This window comes from Leifsonia sp. A12D58, assembly GCF_047530025.1.
Classification (GTDB): domain Bacteria; phylum Actinomycetota; class Actinomycetes; order Actinomycetales; family Microbacteriaceae; genus Cryobacterium.
In genome coordinates this window covers 228,476-247,661 of the sequence record NZ_JBLJAT010000004.1, presented here as the reverse complement: position 1 = coordinate 247,661, position 19,186 = coordinate 228,476, and the positions used below count along the sequence as shown (strand labels likewise).

The following is a 19,186-nucleotide window of genomic DNA, read 5'->3' as shown; positions in this document are numbered from 1 at the left end:
TGCACTCAACATTGGAGCTCACACAATGAACAGCCCTGCCGCCATCACCATCACGCCAGTCCACGTTGCCGACCTGCTCGCTGAGGGTGAGCGGATGCCGGTCTAAGTTCACGTCATCGACCATCCCGATGGGCGCGTGCGAAAGCTATGTCGAGCTCAAGGCTTGGGGTCTGCTGACCGTTTTCGAAATATGCCACGACATGAGGCGGCAGGGCTGGCACCCGTCGTGCGCTGCCGCCGTCACGCAGCGATGCCGTCGCAGCGATACCGGCGGCAACGGCATCGCGCGCGGCTACCGGCGACGTTTCGGTGTCGCCACCCTCGCTGATGAACCGGAGGAATTCATCGATGAGCAGCGCATCGGCCCCGCCGTGCACGGCATCGGGATCGAGTTCAGGGACGGGATACACCTCGTCTGGAACTCCCATTCCTTGAGAACGATGACTCCAGACTCGCACCTCGGCGCCCAGCTCGTCCCCCCAGTTTTCCAGCCGGCCTTCGGTACCGATCACTGTGTAGTTGCGCCAGTAATCAGGCGTGAAATGACATTGCTGGTACGAGGCGAGCACACCGTTGGCGAGCAGCATGTTCATTTGGGATATGTCCTCGACGTCAATGACCGGCGCGAGGCCGGTCTGCGCGGTGGGAGGCCAATTGTCGAGGCTGACCCAATCCTCCATCCGCTCACCTTCATGATTGCTGCGATCGGTCACCTCCCCATAGACGGCAAGCGCGCCCATGGCGTTCACCCGCACCGTTCGAGCACCCGCTAGCCAGTGGATCACGTCGATGTCGTGCGCCCCCTTCTGCAGGAGCAGCCCAGTCGTGCGGCTCCGGTCTGAGTGCCAGTCCTTGAAGTAGTAGTCACCACCGTGGCCGACGAAGTGGCGACACCACACGGCTTTAACATCGCCGATCGTGCCGTCGGCGATGAGCTGCCGCATGAGAGTGATCACCGGCATGTGGCGCATATTGTGCCCGACATAGAGGCGGGTACCAGTGCGGTGGGCGGCATAGAGGATGGCGTCAGCATCGGCGAGGGTTATCGCAAGCGGCTTCTCGCAGAAGACCGGGATGCCTGCCTCGAGCAATGCAACCGCGATGTCGCGGTGCCGGTCATCGGGGGTCAGGACGAGCGCACCATCCACGCCGCTGGCAAGGAAGGTCCCGAGATCGTCAGTCACAAGCGCGCTAGGCAGAGCCTCGCGTGCATCCCGTCGCCCGCGTTCCGCAATATCCAGGACGGCAGATACTACTGATCCAGACCCAGGGCGATGAACATCATGACGCAGCTGCGCCCTGTGGCCGAAGCCGACGATTCCGATCCGCAGGTCAGCCGGCGGCACTGATTGCCCCCGGCGTGAGGTGAATCGTCACGACCGTGTCGATCTCGTCTGGCATGTCGTATGTGAACGCAGGATCGTCGTCGCCGAAACTGACGAACGCGATTTCTGGGTACGCCTCAACGAGCCAGGAATCTGCCCGCTGGATTGGTGCGCCGCGGGCCTCGAGCCCCTCGATCTGCGCAGCGTTGACACCGACGAGAGCGAGCGGCCCGATCTGCGGTTCGAGCGCATGCGCATAGAGCACGTCGTCGCGTCGCGTGTAGTACCCCCACTCCGGCTTCGGCAGCCCCGCATACCCGGCACTAAATACACTCTCGCCGTGCTTCTGGAGCCAGCTGCCAATCTCAGTGAGTGTTTTCGTTTCAGGGTCACCGATACGGCCATCCGGCAGCGGCCCAACGTTGAGGAGCAGGTTGCCGCCCTTACTGACAATCTCAACCAGCTTGCGGATGACCATGCGGCTCGACTTGTAGGCGTCGTCGCCGATGAAGTGCGACCAGTGGTTGTTGAGTGTGAGGCAGGCCTCCCACGGCACAGGCTCACCATTCACATCCCGGATGCCGTCGGCTGGCACCAGCTGCTCAGGAGAGACGAAGTCGCCTGCCCAGGCCTGACGCTCATCGGTGACAATCGAACCGAAGTTACCGCCATTCGCCTCAAGTCGATTGTTGAGGAGGATACCGGGCTGCAGCTCGCGGATCATCTGCACGAGCTCCGTTGCACGCCATTTTTCGCCACTCATATCGTCATAGGAGAAATCGAACCAGAACACGTCGAGTTGCCCGTAGTTCGTGACAAGCTCGCGCACCTGGGCATGCATGAAGTCGAGGTACCGTTCGAAGTCGTACTCCTGCCCGCGGTATGCCTCGTCGGAACGATGCGGGTGGTGGGCGTCGTCGAACGCCGGATAGTCGGGGTGCGACCAATCGAGGAGCGAGAAGTAGAGGCCGACCTTCAATCCCCGACTACGGAACGCCTCGACGAACTCCTTGACGACATCGCGCCCGAATCCGTTGTGCATGGTCGTGTATGTGGTCTCTGTGCTGTCAAACAGGCAGAAGCCGTCGTGATGCTTCGCAGTGAGCACCGCATACTTCATGCCTGCGGCGACAGCAAGGTCTGCCCATGCCTCTGCATCGAACTGGTCAGGTACGAAGCCGTCGATAAACGGCTGGTAGTCCTCCATCGAGACCTGGTCCCACGAGCGCAGCCATTCTCCCCTGCCGTGCACGGAGAACGCACCCCAGTGGATGAACATCCCAAACCGGGCGTCCTGAAACCACGAGCTGGCGTTGTCAGAGTGAAGCATGTTGCCTTTCGAAAGAGAGTGATCGGTCGCGTACATGTCAGCCCTTCACGGCGCCCGCGACGATGCCAGACAGGATGTAGCGCTGGGCGAAGAGGTAAACGACGAGAACCGGGATGATCGTGATCACGAGGTTCGCGCTCACCAGCGCGTAGTCATAGGTATGGAGGCCCTGGAAGTTGTAGACGGTCATCGGCATTGTCCAGGTCTTGGAGCTTGAGGTCAGGAACAGGACGTTCTGGAACTCGTTCCACGCGTACGTGAACAACAGCACGAGCGCCGTGAAAGTCACCGGTTTCATCAGAGGCAACACCACCTGGAAGAACATCCTGAGTGGCCCAGCCCCGTCGAGAATCGCGGCCTCGTCGATGTCGCGCGGGATCTGCCGCACGAAGCTCACGAAGATCAGCACCATGAACGGGATCTGCGTCGCGATGTCGGAGAGGATCAGACCGGCATGGGTGTTGTAGAGCCCCATCCACTGGAGAATGCGGATTGCGGGGATGAACGAGAACGGCGCGATGAGGCCTGCGAGCAGATAGAGATAGATACTCGAGGTGACCCGCGTCGTGCGGCGCGCGATCAGGAATCCGGCAAGCGCACAGACAATGATCGTTCCTACGGTGACTCCGACGGTGATGATCACACTGTTGACGAGCCCAAGGGCGACGCTCGGATCGGTGATTACGGTGACGTAATTGTCGAAACGCCACTCGGTGGGAAGCGTGAGAGTGAACCCGCTTGCCTCACTCGACGACTTGAAGGAGTTCAGCAGCACCAGCACCATGGGAACCACGAAGACGGCGCCAACCACAAGCGCGACGGTGCTGGTGGTGATACGCGAGCCGATGCGTGTCATGACGTCCTCGCTTCGATCCGGCGGCTGATGAGATGGATGACGAACGCGATCAGTGTGATGATCGCGAACTGAACGAAGCTGATCGCCGAGGCGTAGCCCAGGTTCGTGGTGCCGAGGGCCTTTGCGAGGAAGGTCGTCATGACCTCGGTTGCGTACCCTGGCCCTCCGCCGGTCGTGGCGTAGATGATCTCAAACGCCTTCAGGCCCGAAATAAGGGTGAGTAGAGCGGCGAGACCAACGGTTGGCGCGACGATCGGCAGCGATATGGATATTGCACGTTGCCAGGGGTTTGCCCCGTCGACTTCGGCAGATTCGAGCAGCTCGGTCGGCACCCCCTGCAGGGCTGCGAGCACCAGTACGACGGTCCACCCGACACCCATCCAGATGTCGATCCCCGCGACCGAGATCAGGGCGAGGTCGAAGTTCCCTAGCCAGTCCTGCGTGGCGAAGCCGAGGCCAATGTTGGCGAGGAACGTATTCAGCAATCCGTCATTGGCGAGGATGAAGCCGAACACAATGCCGACGACGATCGTGGAGAACATGATCGGCATGTACACAATCGCCCGCAAGACGTTACGCCCGAGGAACGCACGGTTAAGGAAGAACGCCAACAACACGCCAAGCGCGGTTTTGCCGACGGTCGTGATCACCGCGTACGCAACCTGGTTGCCCAGCGCCCCGAAGAACGCGGGTCCGTTGTCGACGAGCAGCAGCTCGAAGTTAGCGAAGCCGACGAAGTCCTGGCGCCGCGACATCGTTGATGCATTGGTGAAGCTCAGCCACAGGCCGAATGCGGCGGGGAGCACGAAGAACAGCGTGAAGATCAGCATGGCCGGCGCCCCGAACCAATATGGGTACGCCTTTGCCTCTAGTTGTGTCTTCCTGCGCCGTGACGTGGCTCTCCGCCGCATGTGCTTAGAAGCCTTCTCGGCCGGCGGTCTTGCCCGCGTTGGCCCAGGCCGAGTCGACCTGAGTGAGGAACGTCGCCGCGTCGATCTTCTTGGCGATGAGCTGCTGATACGACGCGATGATGTCGTCCTGCGGCGTCGGGAACGTCGTCGCCGTGTCGAATGCACCACCGGACTCACCGTTTTCGAGGTATGCCTGGATGTCGGCGATCGCCGGATCCTGGTTCTCGACGGTCACGTCGGTGAACGCTGAGATACCAGGTGACTTCGACAGGTTGGCGGCGACATTCTCGGGCTCGATGAGGAACTTCAGCAAGTCGGCCGACTCATCGGCAACCTTGCTAGAGGCCGCGATGTGCAGGATGTTCGGACGTGAGAGGCCGATCTGGTTCGTGCCGTCCGCGGTGGGAAGTGCGAAGAAGCCGATCTCTGCGTCCGCATCGAGTTTCCGGATTTCACCGATCGCCCACGACCCGTTGATGATGCTCGCGGTGCTTCCGTCGGCCACCGTTGCCAGGGCGTCCTCGTACTTGGCAGTGACGGCATCCGCGTTGATGACACCGGCCTCCGCCCAAGCCTGGAGCGCCTCGTACTGGGGCAACGTGCCTGGCACCTTGCTCCAGGTGGTCTCGTTGGCAGACAGCGCGTCGACGACATCCGGGTCGTCTCCGATGAGGTTGGCGTTCACAGCGTTGCGGTGCTGCAGGAGTGTCCAGCCGTCGGCGCCTGAGAGGAACAGCGGCGTGGCGCCTGTTGCCTGAATGGTCGTGAACGCCGCGGTCAGTTCGTCGAGCGTCTTCGGGACCTCGACGCCAGCGTCGGCGAAGGTGGTCTTGTTGTAGATCACGCCGAATGAGCTGAGACCGTCTGCGCCAGGGTAGCCATAGATCTTGCCGTCGGCCGCGCGCATCGATTCGAGAACGCTTTCTGTCATGCGGTCAGCGAAGGCCGATTCATCGACCTCAAGCATGATCGCGGCGGGGTCATCAACGCCGTCCTGGCCTGCGTAGATGTCGATGCCCTCGCCGCCCTGGAGCCGCGCGCGAACTGTGTCGTCGTACTGTTCGTCAGGGATGGCCTGCACCTCGACGGTGTTGCCCGACTTCTCCTCCCAGGCGTCGACATTGTCGGCGAACGCGCCTGCCGATGCCCAGCTCGACGGAACGACGTAGACGACGTTCGCGCCATCGTTGCCGTCCCCTCCGGTAGTGCCGGTGGCGCACCCGGTCAGTGCCAGCGCTCCGGTGACGATGATGCCGGTCAGGCCGAACGTCACTGCCTTTCTGCGGTACATACTGATCTCCTCATTGAAATGTGTGTGGTGCGTCGAGTTTCGGTTATGCGTCGCTGCATCCCGGGCCGATTCTCATTTACGAAAGGGTCTTTGCGAAATGCTTCACATGCATTTTGATCCGATGTCTGGCCACTTGTCAAGCATCGGAAGTCGATTGGCCTCGGCGCGGATGTGAGAACGAACGAGACGGCGCCCCATCGGGTCACGATGGGGCGCCGTCTGCCAGTTCAGTGGCCCAGAACCCGCACTTCCGCGAGGGAGAGCGGGTTGGTCCCGTTGAGCTGGATTTTTACGATTCTGCCGTCGACATCCGCTGGAAGAGTCACCCGTGGATTCGGAGAGGCCACCTGAACGCTGCTCCAGACGGTCGCGCCCGATGCATCAAGGACACTCACGGTGAAGTTGCCCAGACGACTGCCGCAGCAGTCGGTGCGATTCCAGATGTCGATGGATTCGACCCGGCGTACCCCTCCCAGATCCACCTGCCACCATGCCCCGACCTGCGAAGTGGTGTGCGTCACGGAGCCGTTCCCGTAATTACCGTCGGCGTTCCCGTCGAGTGCGCGTGATGCTTGGGCGCCGTATAACGTCGAACTCTGGTTGGCCACGCCGGCTGAGGCCAGGTTCGACCGGAATGGTCTGACCTTCACCTCGGCGAGGCTGAGGAAATTCGTACCGTTGAGTTGTACCTGCACGTAACGCCCTACCGCTCCGGCAGCACTGACGAGGGTACTCGGGTATGGGCGCTCCGGCTGGCTCGAAGACCACACGACGTTACCCGCAGCGTCCCGCACGCTCACCGTGTAGTTCGTCAGGCGATCCAGATCCGTGGCGTCGGTGCGGTTCCAAATCTCGATGTCGCCGACAGCGACGTTCGCCCCGAGATCGACACGCCACCACGCGCCCGCTCGAGACTGGGTGTGCGTGACCCCTCCCAGGGAATAGTCGCCATCGGTGCTGCCGTCAACGGCCTTGGATGCGACTCCCACCGCCTCGTAAGTCGAGCTTTGCGTGGCGGTCTTCCCTGCCGCAATGTTCGGCGATGCCGGAGAGGCGGCATCTGTGTCGACGGTGAAGTTGACCTGTCCGTTGTGTGTGATCGCGATGGTCAGCCGCTCATTCTCGGCATCCCACGCCTGCGTCTGGCTGTACGGCCTGCCGGTTTGCTGGTCCATGGCTTCGAAGACCACCAGCGGGGCTCCCCCCTGCCACGTTCCGTCGATGGTGACCCTTGTCGTGCGGATGTCGCGGGCGCTGCGGTCATCGACGATCCGACCTGTTCCGGTCACAATGTTGCCAGCGGCATTCTTCACGACATTGCCAGACGCATCCCGCTGGACCGTGAGGTACTCGTGGATGTACTGCAGCGTCTGGGCGCGGTTGAAGTCCTGCCCGGCCGGCACACCGAGCACGCTCTCAGTCCACACGTGGCTGCGATTACTCCGGTAGTTGTTGAGCCGAAATGACACGCGGCTCGCGCTCTCGACCATAGTCGCGTATGTGTGGGGCTCTGCGGCAATGCTGATCGCAGCAGCATTCGACAGGCGTGGCTTGAAACTGCTCTTCAGAGTGTGCTGCACATTCTCCTTGAAATTGTTCCAATACCAGGCGTTCCCAGAATGCAGCAGGAACGTATTGCTCGTCAGGAACTCCTGCGGATACTTCGAGTTGAAATAGGGGTATCGAGTATCTGCCGGTACCACTTCAGGGAACACAGACATCTCCGCGGCGGTGAGGTTGTTCGGGACGAGCGGGATGATCCCAAACTGACCCGTGTTCGGGTGCACGTTCGAGGATGCAGTGTCGTACGTCGGCGGGTTGAAGCCCGCGGCGCCCTGATACACGACCTTCGTCGTTGCGAGGACATCCTGCCGCGACGGCACGGGAACGGCCCCGCTGTCGAGGTCACGGAACAGCGGGATGAGTCCGTACTGGAACGGTGCCGTGCGAAGGCTGTTGGTTGAGAACATCAGGAAGCCGGATTCCGGAGCGAACGCGGTCGCTCCCTGGCTTGCGGCGCGTTGGATGCTTTGCGCCATCAGAGCTTCGGGGTTTTGGAGGTTGTCCTTCCAGGTCCGGCTACCGACGTTGGGCCCATAGAGCTGGCGATGGCGCTGCTCAGCCCAGTGCCACTGGTCAGTGGCCGAACCCCAGTTCCCCACGATGCCAGCCAACCAGAGCCCGTGAAAGAGATTGTCGGTGCTGGTGTTCGCCTCGGTCTCCTTGTTCATCAACACGACATTGCCCGAGTGAGCACGCATGGCATCAAGAACGCCCGTGCTGGTGTTTTCGAGGTAGTTGGTGATGTTGCCGTGGTTCGAGTCCGTCCAGCTGAAGATCAACCCGTTGTCACCTGCGGCATTGATGAGCGTCGTCACGCGGGGACCGTTTGAGCTCACGTTGCCCCAATACAGTTCAGCGACGTTGATTCCAACGAACGAGCTGTAGGTCGCTGCAGTCTGGCTCCAGAAAACAGCAGGCGCTACCGAGCTTGAGCCGCCGTGCAGCGCCTGGACCGAGCAGGGAATCGCGTTCGCCTGGCAGATCGCGAGATTCGAGGTCACGAAGTCTTTGAAGCCCTGGGTATCGCCGGGGTACACGTTGTCGGGGATAAGGTTGACCACGATGTTGTCGCGGAGATCGGTTGGGATCTGCGCCCAGGTTGCGGCCATGGTGGTACCGCCCTCTGTCTCGGCGGTTCCGGGATAGTAGCCAAGGATGATCAGCGGATTCTCTCGGGAGAACTCGTGGCGTAGCGCGGGGTTGGCGGCGAAGGCGGGGGCAGTCGGCACGATAACGCCTGCTGCGGCGGTTGCAAGGGTGAGCGATATCGCCAGCCTTCGTCCCCACCGTGTTCTCAGTGATCCACTCATCGAACGTTCCTCCTTGAACGTGACACAGGCCGGATTGATTAATAAAGCACCCTTTAGGAAATGCTCGATCGATTAATACCAGCTGCATGCGGCAACGTCAACGATCACGGCATTCGCGTGCGCCTGCCAATGACGAGACAGAGATCTCGGCAGGACGACGTCGGCTCAGGCGTTCGCCTCCGCCAGCCGGTAGATCGGCTCGGCGGCCACCCCGAAGAAGCGGCGTCCGACGCTCTCCAGCGCGGCAATGAGAACGCCTGTCACCGCGGCGTCCTCGCCCAGTTGCGCCCGCACCACTGGCGTCTCTGCCGGCGGCATGACCGCCGCATAAACGGCATCCGTGACGAGCCCTGCGACGAGTTCGCTTGCTGCCGCTGGGCCGTAGAGAACAACGACATCCGGGTCGATCGCGACGAGCATCGTGGCGATCTGCTCGCCCGCGATATGCGCAAACTCCTCAATCTCTGCGTGCGCGTGGGCGTCGCCCGATTCGGCCGCTGCGACGGTTGCAAGAAACTCCGGCATAGACGGCCAACGCTCCAGCAATTCAGCGTGCGCCGACGACTTCAATTGGCTGATCTCGCCTGCCAGGCTGCGCTTTCCCGCGTGCACTACTCCGTCGATCACGATGCCAGCCGTGATCTGGTGCCACACAAGAACGAGCACTACGTCGCTCGCATCGATCGCCGCACCATGCCGGTGCTCAGCGAGCGCTGCTGCGTTCAGGTCGTTCTGCAACGTCACCGGCACATCGAATGCCGCGGCGAACACGTCGGCGACGTTCTGGCCGGCCCACTCGGCAAAGATCGGCGAACGCGTCATCAGTCCGTCAGGAGACAGGCTTCCTGGCACAGCAGCGCCGATTCCCCACAGCGGACCAAGGTCGTCGTGGCGCGCCCTGATGTCGGCCACGAGGGCGACCAGCGACTGCATCCGCTCACCAACGCTCTGCCTGTGATCGGATGCGAACACGTAGCGCATCCGAACACGCGAGGTCATGTCGGCGACCAGGATGCGCACCTGGTGCTTGCCGAGCTCCACGCCGATCACAAATCCGGCGCGTGGATTGAGTGCGAAGCGGGATGCGGGGCGGCCCGAGCTCTGACCGCGGCGAACGACCCTCTCAACCTCGGAAGCGAGACCAAGAACCACCAGGTCTTGGAGTCGGTCAGTGATGGTCGGCCGTGACAGCCCCGTGGCGACCGCCAGGTCTGCTACCGTCGACGCGCCGTCTTCGCGCAGCGACCGGAAGCATCGCTCCAGGTTCTCGAGACGCACAAACTCGAGGCGATCATCCTTGGAACCCACGTCTGGGGAGGCCATCTTCGTTTCCATTCGGTAGTGCTGTGACGCACGCATTCATTCGATACTCGACGTTTGGTCGCCCCAGCATTGCACACCGCACGCTCACTCGACTCGGTTGAGCGTGATGAGCATCGCCTGCTGCGGGTCGCAGCGTCGGCAAAGGCACCCCAATCTCGCCCAGCAACCACCCGGAGAGCACGAGCGGCCTCACGATGGCGTGGGCATCCAGCACGGATACACGGGATGGCATACTCGCTCGACCTCATTGTCGGTCCTTCATCTCACGCAATCTGTGTGATTCAATTTACTAAACAGGGTTATGTAAATCAAGGGAGAGACGATTGCCCCACGACACTCGCCGAATCGATACCAGGGACGACAACCTCACCGCGGCCAGCCGCGAACTGCGTGTCGATGCATTCGCGCTTGACCCGGCAATCGCTCAAACCGTCAGGACTCCCTTCGGAACCTGGGGTGGCTTTGACGGCATAGATCGCCTTGTGGCCGTCGCAGATGACTATGAGTTCGACTCGTACTTTGGCGGGGTTCGCGTGCCGACAGCTGGTATCGGCGGAGTCGCAGTCGCCCCAGAACATCGCGGCAATGGACTCGCCTCCGCACTGATGAAGGCAATAATCACCGGCGCTCGCGAACGCGGAGCAGTCATATCCACCCTGTTCGGTGCCGCACCGGCGCTCTACCGTCATTTGGGCTACGGCATGCTCGCGAACTCATACCACTGGCGCATCCCAACCTCGAGCCTCGTCGGCATCCGCTCCCCCGCTGGCTACACCCTCCTTCGGGCGGAAGACTCTGATCGTCCCGAAATGCTGGAGCTGTACACACAGCTGGCGCTCGCCGGTACCGGCATGGCAGATCATGCAGGCATCGCGCCCCAAACAAGCACAACCACGAGGTACACGCTCGTTCGCGATCCCGGGGGTCGACTTGCAGGCTATTGTTCATGGCACACCGCCCGCGCTGGGACGGGCATGGAGCTGCGCCTCGGCGAGGTCCGTGCTCTTGACCCATTAGCAAGCCGCGCCCTGCTCAGCGGCCTCTCACGCTGGGGCTCAGCAATTGAAGCAATCACTGTGACCTCGGTCGACTCCGAAGAGTTTTGGAACACTGTGCCTGGAGTGGCAGTACCCTCAGGGATTGCGCCATACATGCTGCGCGTACTCGACCCCGCAGCAGCTGTGGCGGCACGCGGCTGGAACGCCGCTGTCGCGGGCGAGATTCGATTCGAACTGCGTGATTCGATATTCGCCGACAACAGCGGTGCATGGCAGCTGGTCGTGAGCGGCGGTGCCGCCACGCTCACCCCAGTCACCTCGGCCGCATCAGACACCGTGCATCCACCACTCGTTTTCAACGCAGAAGGTTTCGCACTGTGGTTTGCCGGAGTCGCGACCTGCGACGAGTTACGTCGCACCGGCCGGCTTGACGGTGGCGATGCAAGGGCGGAAGCGATCCTCGACGCGATGGCCGCACAAGCCAAGCCCACCATCACCCACTACTTCTAGTGCCTCCAGCCCGCCCCTGTCGCACCTGGCGCGACGCGAGAGTGGGCAGCACCGTGGAACCAGACTGCGAACGTCGCACTTCTAGCCCAACCACTCGTGGCGGCCGAGGGCGCAAGGCCCTCGACCGCCACGATGTCGTCGCTGTGTCGAAACGCTTCGGCGCTAGACCCCGACGAGTTCCTTGTCAGCTGCGGCATCCGGACCCGCTTCGCCAGCAACGATCGTTGCGTCGGCGTTGGCGGCATGCTTTGCCGAAGCGACAGGTGCTGCCGGGCCGTGGAGCGGAGCCACAGTGACATGCTCGGTCGTGGTGCGCACCGGCTTGACGGCGTCGATCACGTAGACGATCGCCAGGCAGACAGCACCCCACAGGCCGAGGGTCAGCAGGTGAGCGCCGACGACATCGCCACCGAAGTAGACGATCGAGCGAATCGTCTCAACTGCGGCCGGGAATGGCAGCCATTCATGCAGGTCGCGGAAGACTCCGGGAACCATGTACATCGACAGCGCGCCGTTCGAGGATGGCACACCCATGAACATCAGGATGCCGACCGCAGGGATGACGGCGAGCAGGCCCATGAGCCGCTCGAACACCGCGGCGAACATCGCTATACAGAAGATCGTGAAGGCACCAGCCCCGAAGAGCTCTGCAAAGTGACCATCGATCGTTCCCGTAATCGGACCGGCGATCAGCCAGACGACTGCCGACATGAAGAGGGAGTACACCCCGACAAGCGGCAGGAGCTTGCGCAGCGGACGCGTTGCCGGGGCCGCATTGGCGCCAACGACGATCACCATGAAGCCGGCGAGAATCCAGCCCATCGCGATGTACATGACTCCGACTCCGCCGCTATCACTTGCAGGCAGCGGCGCGACGTCTTCGGTCACGGCTTCGACCTGCTGAGCCGCGGCCACCTGACTGAAGGCGCGGGTGACGATCATCGAGGCGCTTGAGCCCGCCGACTGGTTGATCACCATGGTCATCACCGGGTTCTCGGCCGACGGAAGCACCAGTGCACCGACGACATCGCGATCGGTGACCAATTGCCTGGCGTCATCAGCGGATGCCACGGCGCGAAGCTCGAACATCCCATTCAGGTTTTCCTGCAGGGCATCAACCGTCTGCTCGGCCTGCGCAATGTTGGCACCGGCAACAGCAATCGGCATGTCCTTCGGCGTCGGTGTGCCCATGGCGCCCAGCATGAGCGTGATCATCATGGACACCATGGCGAGCGGGAAGAACAGCAGCGACGCGTAGCGCCAGAACTTGCTCTTGGGGCGCTTTCCGCCGTGCAGCGACGGCATGTTGAGCACGATCGGCTGCGGGTTGGGGTCGCGGCGGCGCTTGATCACGTCGATGAGAGTGGTCAGCGCCAAGCCGACAACAGCGCCGATCGCGAGCACGAGCAGGTGCGGCCACACACCAGCACCATCGAAGTACAGCACTGAACGCAGCGACTCACCGATTGCCGGTGTCGGCAAGAAGTTGTGCATGAACGCGTAGAACGACGGCATCGTATAGACCGACATGGCCATGTTGGATGACGGAACGCCAAACACCATCAAGAAGAGCATGCCGAACAAGACGGCCATCGAGCCGAAGATGCGCGTGAAGAACATCTGCACGCTGCCGATCGCAAACACTCCCAGCCAGGCAATGCCGAGCACCGCCGCCGTGTGATCGGTTGAGACGACACCCAGAGCCGGGCCGGTCACAAACCAGACGAGAGCAGCTACAAGCGCGGCCCACCCGGCGAGCAGTGGAATCATCCGTCGCTTGCGCAGCAGCAGGTGGGGCGCGTTTGAGACCAACACGCTGAACGGCAGGTATCCCGCCATTACGAGTGCCGTGGCCAGGAACATTGCTCCGAGGCCCGAAATGTCAGTATCGGGAAGCGCCTGCAAGTCTGTGGACTCAAGGCTGAGGCCGAGGCCGATCAGCTCCGGCGCCACCAGACTGGTGACAGTTGAAACCTGGCTGGCGCCTGCAGCACTGGCGGTGTAGAGCGTTGCAGTCGAACCATCGATAGCAACGGCACCGGATACCTTGCGGTCCATGACCATCTGGCGTGCTTCTTTTACGCTGTCAACGACTGTGACATTGACGGCATCCGCATCGGCAGATTCCAGTGCGTCGACGAATGCGGCTGAGTCAGCGCTCACGACGGCGATGGGCATGTTGTGCGGGGTGGGCGAGTGCATCGTGCCCAGGTAGCCGCTGATCATCATGCCGACCATTAGCAGCGGCATGATGAAAATCATCGCGATGCGGGCGATCGGTTCAATCTTGGCGCGCTTGGCCGCGTCGGCAGCCGCTTTCGCCTCGGCTGCTGAATCAACGACAGTCGCGTCCGGCGCATCGCTGGAAGCCTGCGCATCGATTGAAGCCGGCGGATCGCTTGAAAGGTTCTCTACAGTACTGCTCAAGTCATGCTCCTACACGTGAGGTCATGCTGGCCGCGCTGCCACATGAAGGGGGATCGGGTATTGACGATGGATAGCTCGTCGAACCAGTTTGACGATTCTAAGACACGTGGCGTAAATTTTACGAATCGGGACAACTTCGGGCACTGAGAAGCAGTGCGGGATACTGGTTACCGCCGTACAAGGAGGATCAACCCGTGGGTCAACACAGCGACAAGGCGCGCCAGGCGTTGCTGAACGCCGCTGAAGAACTCTTTGCTCGACACGGCATCGATGCCGTATCGAACCGGTCGATCACCGAACATGCCGGCACGGCAAATCACTCAGCAATCGCCTATCACTTCGGCGGTCGCGACGAGTTGATCTACGAGCTGCTCCACCGCCATCTCGCAACCATGAGCATCCGCCGCACAGAACTCATGGCCGAGCTCGGAGATGAATTCGACCTTCGTGACATCATCGCGTGCAGAATCCTTCCGTTCATTGAACAATTGGATTCGTTGCCTGTCCCCAGCTGGCGCGCGCGGTTCCTTGATCAGGCGCGCACCGTCCCATCTGTGGCCGCCGTCCTTGCCGAGATGGTGATCGAAACCGAGGCGTCATCCTTTGAGGACGTGGGTGCGCTCATGCGTAAGTCCATCGGGGACGTGTCGCCGGAAGTGCTCAGGGCGCGCTCAGGGATCATGGGCCAGATCGTGCTCGGGGTCTGTGCCGAGTACGAGGCCCGGCTGGAAGACGGATTCGCGCAGGGCACCTGGGCCGACGTCGGATATTTCCTGATCGACTCGACAGTCGGCATGATCTCGGCACCGGTCACTCCCAGGGATGAGCGCTTCATCCCGCCATCCACCCCGAGCCTGGTGTAGCCGGTCTCCAGCACCGACCGTCCAGACCCGCGCAAGCCGACTTCTCAGACTCTGCACTTATACTGCCCATATAAGGGGAGTAATCCACCACGTACGCTTCGTCAGTACGGACCCAGCGATGTGTCCCGGAGGTACGGTCACCACTCTGTATCGAGAGCGGCGGCGGATGAGACTTTAGATTCTGTCTCTTCCGACCCCTTTTGGAGTTCCCCGTGAACGTGAGCCTTACTACCTGGCTGATCACCATCGCCGTGACCGTCGCCTTCTTCGTCTATGAGTTCTTCGTACACGTACGAAAGCCGCATGAGCCGACCATCGGCGAATCCGCCCGCTGGTCGGTCTTCTACATCAGCCTCGCCCTGCTCTTCGGCGTCGGTATCGGCGTGTTCTCCGGCTGGAACTTCGGCGGCGAATACTTCGCCGGGTATCTCACTGAGAAGGCCCTATCGATCGACAACCTATTCGTCTTCCTCATCATCATGAGCGGATTCGCGGTTCCGAAGGCCTACCAGCAGAAGGTGCTGATGATCGGCATCGTCATCGCACTCATACTGCGCGGCATCTTCATCGCCGTCGGCGCGACGCTCATCTCGAACGTGTCCTGGATCTTCTACATCTTCGGCGCGCTGCTGCTCGTGCTCGCCTGGCGCCAGGCCTTCAGCAACCATGAGAGCGACCCGGCGAACGGACGCCTCGTAAAAATTGCCCGTCGCATCCTGCCGATCACCGACGACTACCACCGCGACCGCATCTCGGTGAAGATCGACGGCAAGCGCTTCTTCACGCCGATGCTGCTCACAATCGTGGCGATTGGTGTCGTCGACCTCGTCTTCGCCGTCGATTCAATCCCGGCAATCTACGGGCTGACCGAAGAGGCGTACATCGTCTTCACGGCCAACATCTTCGCGCTGATGGGTCTGCGCCAGCTGTACTTCCTCATCGGCGGCCTTCTTGAGCGACTCATCTACCTGGCTCAGGGCCTCGCCGTCATCCTGGCCTTCATCGGCGTCAAGCTCGTTCTGCACGCGCTGCACGTCAACGAGCTGCCCTTCATCAACGGTGGCCAGCACGTCGAGTGGGCACCGGAGATCCCGATCTGGTTCTCGCTTGTCTTCATCGGCGCCACCGTCGCGGTTGCAACGATTGCGAGCCTGCGCAAGACCGGCAAAACGCGTAAGACCGAGCTCAAGACCACCGACGCCACGTAACGCGCAGCCGCGGCTATCCCCAATGGTTCGACTGACTGCCCGGCTGGCTCAGCCGGCGGATGCAATCAGATCGTCGCTGAGATATCTCGCGTAACCGCCTGGCGTGCGCCCCACCGCGCGTCCAGATGTCAGCACGCAGCAGGCATCCGTCGCCTCTTCGATGATTCCGGGCAGGCTGCGCAATGCCGCAACCAACTGCACGTCTTCGTGTTCGGGCAGTCGAGGATAACCGCCGGCCTGCAGGTATCGACTCGCTCGAAAACCGAGGTTGGCGCCATGCACGTGGCCGTTCGCTTCGCCCGGAACGTGCGTACGAGTCCAGGCATCTCGCTGGGCCTCGTTGAGGTCAGTGAAATCCGGACGCACGGTGCCGATCATGACATCCGCACCCCGCCGAGCTATCTCGATCTGCTCGCAGAGCCAGTTGGCCGGCACGCTTGAGTCGCCATCCGTGTTCGAAATCCAGAGCGCCGCCGGGTCGACGTCACCGAGTTCCTGAAGCCCGAGCGCAACACCGCACGCCCTGGCTTCTCCGACATTATTGACATCCGCAACGATGACGGAGAACTCCGAAGCCGACGCGATAGCCGCTGAGGCATCGGTACAGGCGTCAAGCACCAACTTCACCGTGATCGCCGGGGCATCGATCACCGTTGACCGGACGACAGCGATTGCGTCGCTCAGAGCGTTGAGGCAGCGGGGCAACAGCGCTTCTTCATCATGGACAGGAACGACGACGAGAATCGCTTCGAGTGCTGATCGCGTCATGTCACAAGCCCCGTTCTCCGCGCGACCGACTGCGTGGGTGGCGCCTGAAATACCTCAAGAATGAAGTCTTCTTCTTCGTGTCGAACCAGGCGTTTCACACCGGGCAGTTCGTTGAGTGCGCGATGAACCTGCTCACCGGTGATCGGGTATTCCTGAACCTCGTGAAGCCAGTGGCAGGCGAGGAGCACACCGCCCCGCCGCAAGGAGTCGACTGCACGACGCAGCGCCAGATCGAGGTCAGTCAGGCTCCAGTAGTAGCCGACCTCCGACAGCACGACGAGGTCAAATGATCCCTCAGGCCATTCTTCCGGTGTCTGAAGCTGCATGAATTCGACGTGCTCCGCCTCGCGAAGACGCTCGGCAGCAAGTTCCAGTGGCCGCCGCGCGATGTCTACCGCGACGAGATGATCACACCGATCAGCGAGAAGTTCGGTCAGTACGCCGGTGGAAGACCCGATTTCAAGCGCGTTCCGATATCGAGGATGGGGCAGCGCCGCCATCGTGATCGCGCGCTTGCGTTCTTCGTACCATCGCGTTTCGAAACCCCATGGATCGCTCTTGCCGGCATAGAACGAGTCAAAGAACTCAGAACGCAGAGATTCGTACTGCGGTTCGGGCTCGCGCTGCAGTTCTGGCTCGGGCTCGCGCTCGCGCTGGTCGGCGCGGTTGCCCGCAGCTGCCCCGGCCCGACTGTCGAGGCGCGCGGGCTCGATGAATGTCTCAAAGTCTCGCTGAAAGTGCCGCAAGAATTCGGGCGAGAGCAGAACCTCATCGCCAGGCAACGCAGACAAAGGCAAACTCTGGCTGACGTGGCAACTCATTGCATCGTTCTTCAGCGCCTGCTCGTCTGGGGTCAGCGCCAGACTCACTGTTGCGGCCCATGGCAGGCCACTCGGTTCACCCCAGTGCCAGAGCCAGATGGGATATTCGAGCAGCCGCACCCCGGCTTCATTCGCCACCGCTCGCGCCACCGTGCTTACCGATACGTGGTCGCGATGCCCGTCGCCACCGTATGGCACGACAAGGAGGGTCTCGTCTGAATCGCAACCGCTCAGCACCTCAGCCATCAGGTGCTGCAGCGCATCGCTGCACTCGCGAATCGTGCCGTCGGCAATCCCAACGAACGTGATCGTGGCATCGGGGGCGAGCGTTCCGATCGCCAGCTGGAGCTCACGTCGACGCACGTCAGCGAGCTGAGCAGGAGACTGTGTCGGAGAAAGCGGATGCGACGCTTCGCCATTCGTCGCAACGATGACGTGCACCTGTGCACCCCGTGCGGCACTTCGCGCTATCAGCCCACCGGCCCCGAGAGTCTCATCATCCGGATGCGCCGACAGCACCACGAGATGCGAAAAGTCCTCGACAAGCTGATGGGTGGGATCCCACCGAGGATCCGCTGCCCAGACCGCCTCGTCGGTTCCTGGCGACCGATGATCGAACGTCACCACGGCAGCGCCCCGGCCTCGTACACAAGCTTGCCTAGCGACACATCGTCCTTCTCTGCGTGGTGCTGACGGATGTAGAGATCAAGGTCAGCGACTCGTCGAGCGTGGTCTTCATCGGACACCAGAGGCGTCGGACCGAGCGCGTGGGCAACCGTCGTGAGTGTTGCCTCTGCCGAATTGAAGACCTGAGATCTGACCTGTTTCGCAAGCCTGGCGAGTTCTCGGCCGGTCACCTCGCCGCTATCGACGGCAGCAGCGGCATCCCGCAACATGGCCTGCGCCGATGCGAGCTGAACGTCAACCGCACCGGCGTGCATGGCGATAATCGGATCGATCGGGTTCGCGCTTTCCACAAGCCGGGCAAACAGCTTTCGGCTCACTCCAACGGTACCGCCCCACCAGCAGGCAGCGACCGCCATGCCGCCCCAGTGAAAACCGGGTCGCTTGACGTACCAGTTCGTCTCTCCGACAGGAATCGCGCGCACATCGGCAAGCGTGATCGGGGTGCTCTTCACGTTCTGGAGCCCACGCGCAGTCCACGGGCCCTCGTGCACAGACACACCCTCGTCCCGCACGTTGATGGCGAACAGGCGTCGTTCACCGTCACCCACATGCGCCGTGACCAGCGCGTGGGAGAGCACGTCGGCGAGTGAACACCACGGCTTTGTTCCAGTCAACGTCCAGCCGGACGAATCCTCAATCGCCTCCAGCTTGACGCCGGGCCCTTCGGCCGCGAACACACCCCAGCTGCTTTCCTGGCTTGTTCCAATGGCCGACAGGTCTGGATTACCCGCTTGCCGGAGGATACCCAACGCATCGAGGTGAGGTTCCAGCATTCGCGCGGCACCGACATCCACAGCAGCAACCGTGGCCAGAAACTCCCAGAGCTCGGCAGTCGAGCCATCACCGGGCCATGGCAGACGCCCAGCGATGTCCACGCACCACCCCAGAACATCCCGCACGTCACCCGTGCCGAATTCCGGCGGCTCTGTGAAGAATACGTCGTTGTCGGCACGATCGGCACTGCGCCCGGTGGGGCTGAGACTGAGCCGAGGGAA

General features: G+C 61.9%; 14 protein-coding genes. 3 read left to right on the top strand and 11 right to left on the bottom strand.

The window, feature by feature from the left end:
• Positions 1–113 precede the first annotated feature (113 nt).
• The 7 genes from ACMT3I_RS11900 to ACMT3I_RS11870 form a co-directional block, all read right to left on the bottom strand.
• Positions 114–1,346: a Gfo/Idh/MocA family protein gene (locus ACMT3I_RS11900; protein ID WP_414804700.1), complete on the bottom strand. Its 1,233-nt coding sequence runs from the start codon at positions 1,344–1,346 to the stop codon at positions 114–116.
• Positions 1,333–2,655, bottom strand: a complete 1,323-nt coding sequence (locus ACMT3I_RS11895) for an alpha-L-fucosidase (protein ID WP_414804699.1) — start codon at positions 2,653–2,655, stop codon at positions 1,333–1,335. The genes ACMT3I_RS11900 and ACMT3I_RS11895 overlap by 14 nt, the downstream gene beginning before the upstream one ends.
• Before the next feature lie 37 nt (positions 2,656–2,692).
• Positions 2,693–3,511, bottom strand: coding sequence for a carbohydrate ABC transporter permease (locus ACMT3I_RS11890; RefSeq protein WP_414804698.1), 819 nt, complete (start codon positions 3,509–3,511; stop codon positions 2,693–2,695).
• A complete protein-coding gene (locus ACMT3I_RS11885) occupies positions 3,508–4,341 on the bottom strand; it encodes a carbohydrate ABC transporter permease (RefSeq protein ID WP_414804697.1) in 834 nt (277 codons plus the stop codon). The genes ACMT3I_RS11890 and ACMT3I_RS11885 overlap by 4 nt, the downstream gene beginning before the upstream one ends.
• Positions 4,342–4,426: 85 nt before the next feature.
• On the bottom strand, positions 4,427–5,713 hold the full coding sequence (locus tag ACMT3I_RS11880; RefSeq protein ID WP_414804696.1) for an ABC transporter substrate-binding protein: 1,287 nt from the start codon (positions 5,711–5,713) through the stop codon (positions 4,427–4,429).
• A gap of 227 nt (positions 5,714–5,940) precedes the next feature.
• Positions 5,941–8,586 carry a glycoside hydrolase family 98 domain-containing protein gene (locus tag ACMT3I_RS11875; protein ID WP_414804695.1) on the bottom strand — a complete coding sequence of 882 codons (2,646 nt, stop codon included), beginning with the start codon at positions 8,584–8,586 and terminating at the stop codon, positions 5,941–5,943.
• A gap of 165 nt (positions 8,587–8,751) precedes the next feature.
• Positions 8,752–9,909: an ROK family protein gene (locus ACMT3I_RS11870; protein ID WP_414804694.1), complete on the bottom strand. Its 1,158-nt coding sequence runs from the start codon at positions 9,907–9,909 to the stop codon at positions 8,752–8,754.
• Between the two features lie 323 nt (positions 9,910–10,232).
• Between ACMT3I_RS11870 and eis the strand changes: the two genes are divergently transcribed.
• Complete coding sequence (eis, locus tag ACMT3I_RS11865) at positions 10,233–11,417, top strand: enhanced intracellular survival protein Eis (RefSeq protein ID WP_414804693.1); 1,185 nt, start codon at positions 10,233–10,235, stop codon at positions 11,415–11,417.
• Between the two features lie 162 nt (positions 11,418–11,579).
• Here the strand turns inward: eis and ACMT3I_RS11860 are convergent, their stop codons facing one another.
• Positions 11,580–13,844: an ABC transporter permease gene (locus tag ACMT3I_RS11860; RefSeq protein ID WP_414804692.1), complete on the bottom strand. Its 2,265-nt coding sequence runs from the start codon at positions 13,842–13,844 to the stop codon at positions 11,580–11,582.
• Positions 13,845–14,038: 194 nt separating this feature from the next.
• On the opposite strand from ACMT3I_RS11860, the gene ACMT3I_RS11855 reads away from it, so the two are divergent.
• Complete coding sequence (locus ACMT3I_RS11855; RefSeq protein WP_414804691.1) at positions 14,039–14,707, top strand: TetR/AcrR family transcriptional regulator; 669 nt, start codon at positions 14,039–14,041, stop codon at positions 14,705–14,707.
• Positions 14,708–14,919: 212 nt separating this feature from the next.
• Positions 14,920–15,915: a TerC family protein gene (locus ACMT3I_RS11850; RefSeq protein ID WP_414804690.1), complete on the top strand. Its 996-nt coding sequence runs from the start codon at positions 14,920–14,922 to the stop codon at positions 15,913–15,915.
• A 48-nt stretch (positions 15,916–15,963) separates the two neighbouring features.
• Here the strand turns inward: ACMT3I_RS11850 and ACMT3I_RS11845 are convergent, their stop codons facing one another.
• From ACMT3I_RS11845 to ACMT3I_RS11835, 3 genes are read right to left on the bottom strand one after another with little or no spacing between them, the layout of a single operon-like run.
• Positions 15,964–16,683 carry a glycosyltransferase gene (locus ACMT3I_RS11845; protein ID WP_414804689.1) on the bottom strand — a complete coding sequence of 240 codons (720 nt, stop codon included), beginning with the start codon at positions 16,681–16,683 and terminating at the stop codon, positions 15,964–15,966.
• Positions 16,680–18,131 carry a PIG-L family deacetylase gene (locus ACMT3I_RS11840; RefSeq protein WP_414804688.1) on the bottom strand — a complete coding sequence of 484 codons (1,452 nt, stop codon included), beginning with the start codon at positions 18,129–18,131 and terminating at the stop codon, positions 16,680–16,682. Before ACMT3I_RS11840 ends, ACMT3I_RS11845 begins: the two co-directional genes overlap by 4 nt.
• Positions 18,125–19,066 carry an acyl-CoA dehydrogenase gene (locus tag ACMT3I_RS11835; RefSeq protein WP_414804687.1) on the bottom strand — a complete coding sequence of 314 codons (942 nt, stop codon included), beginning with the start codon at positions 19,064–19,066 and terminating at the stop codon, positions 18,125–18,127. The genes ACMT3I_RS11840 and ACMT3I_RS11835 overlap by 7 nt, the downstream gene beginning before the upstream one ends.
• Between the last annotated feature and the right edge of the window lie 120 nt (positions 19,067–19,186).

What these genes read in the sequence shown, in the direction of transcription:
- ACMT3I_RS11845 (WP_414804689.1), bottom strand. Translation starts at nt 16,683, where the DNA reads ATGACGCGATCAGCACTCGAAGCGATTCTCGTCGTCGTTCCTGTCCAT.
- ACMT3I_RS11875 (WP_414804695.1), bottom strand. Translation starts at nt 8,586, where the DNA reads ATGAGTGGATCACTGAGAACACGGTGGGGACGAAGGCTGGCGATATCG.
- ACMT3I_RS11885 (WP_414804697.1), bottom strand. Translation starts at nt 4,341, where the DNA reads ATGCTGATCTTCACGCTGTTCTTCGTGCTCCCCGCCGCATTCGGCCTG.
- ACMT3I_RS11880 (WP_414804696.1), bottom strand. Translation starts at nt 5,713, where the DNA reads ATGTACCGCAGAAAGGCAGTGACGTTCGGCCTGACCGGCATCATCGTC.
- ACMT3I_RS11870 (WP_414804694.1), bottom strand. Translation starts at nt 9,909, where the DNA reads ATGGCCTCCCCAGACGTGGGTTCCAAGGATGATCGCCTCGAGTTTGTG.
- ACMT3I_RS11895 (WP_414804699.1), bottom strand. Translation starts at nt 2,655, where the DNA reads ATGCTTCACTCTGACAACGCCAGCTCGTGGTTTCAGGACGCCCGGTTT.
- ACMT3I_RS11890 (WP_414804698.1), bottom strand. Translation starts at nt 3,511, where the DNA reads ATGACACGCATCGGCTCGCGTATCACCACCAGCACCGTCGCGCTTGTG.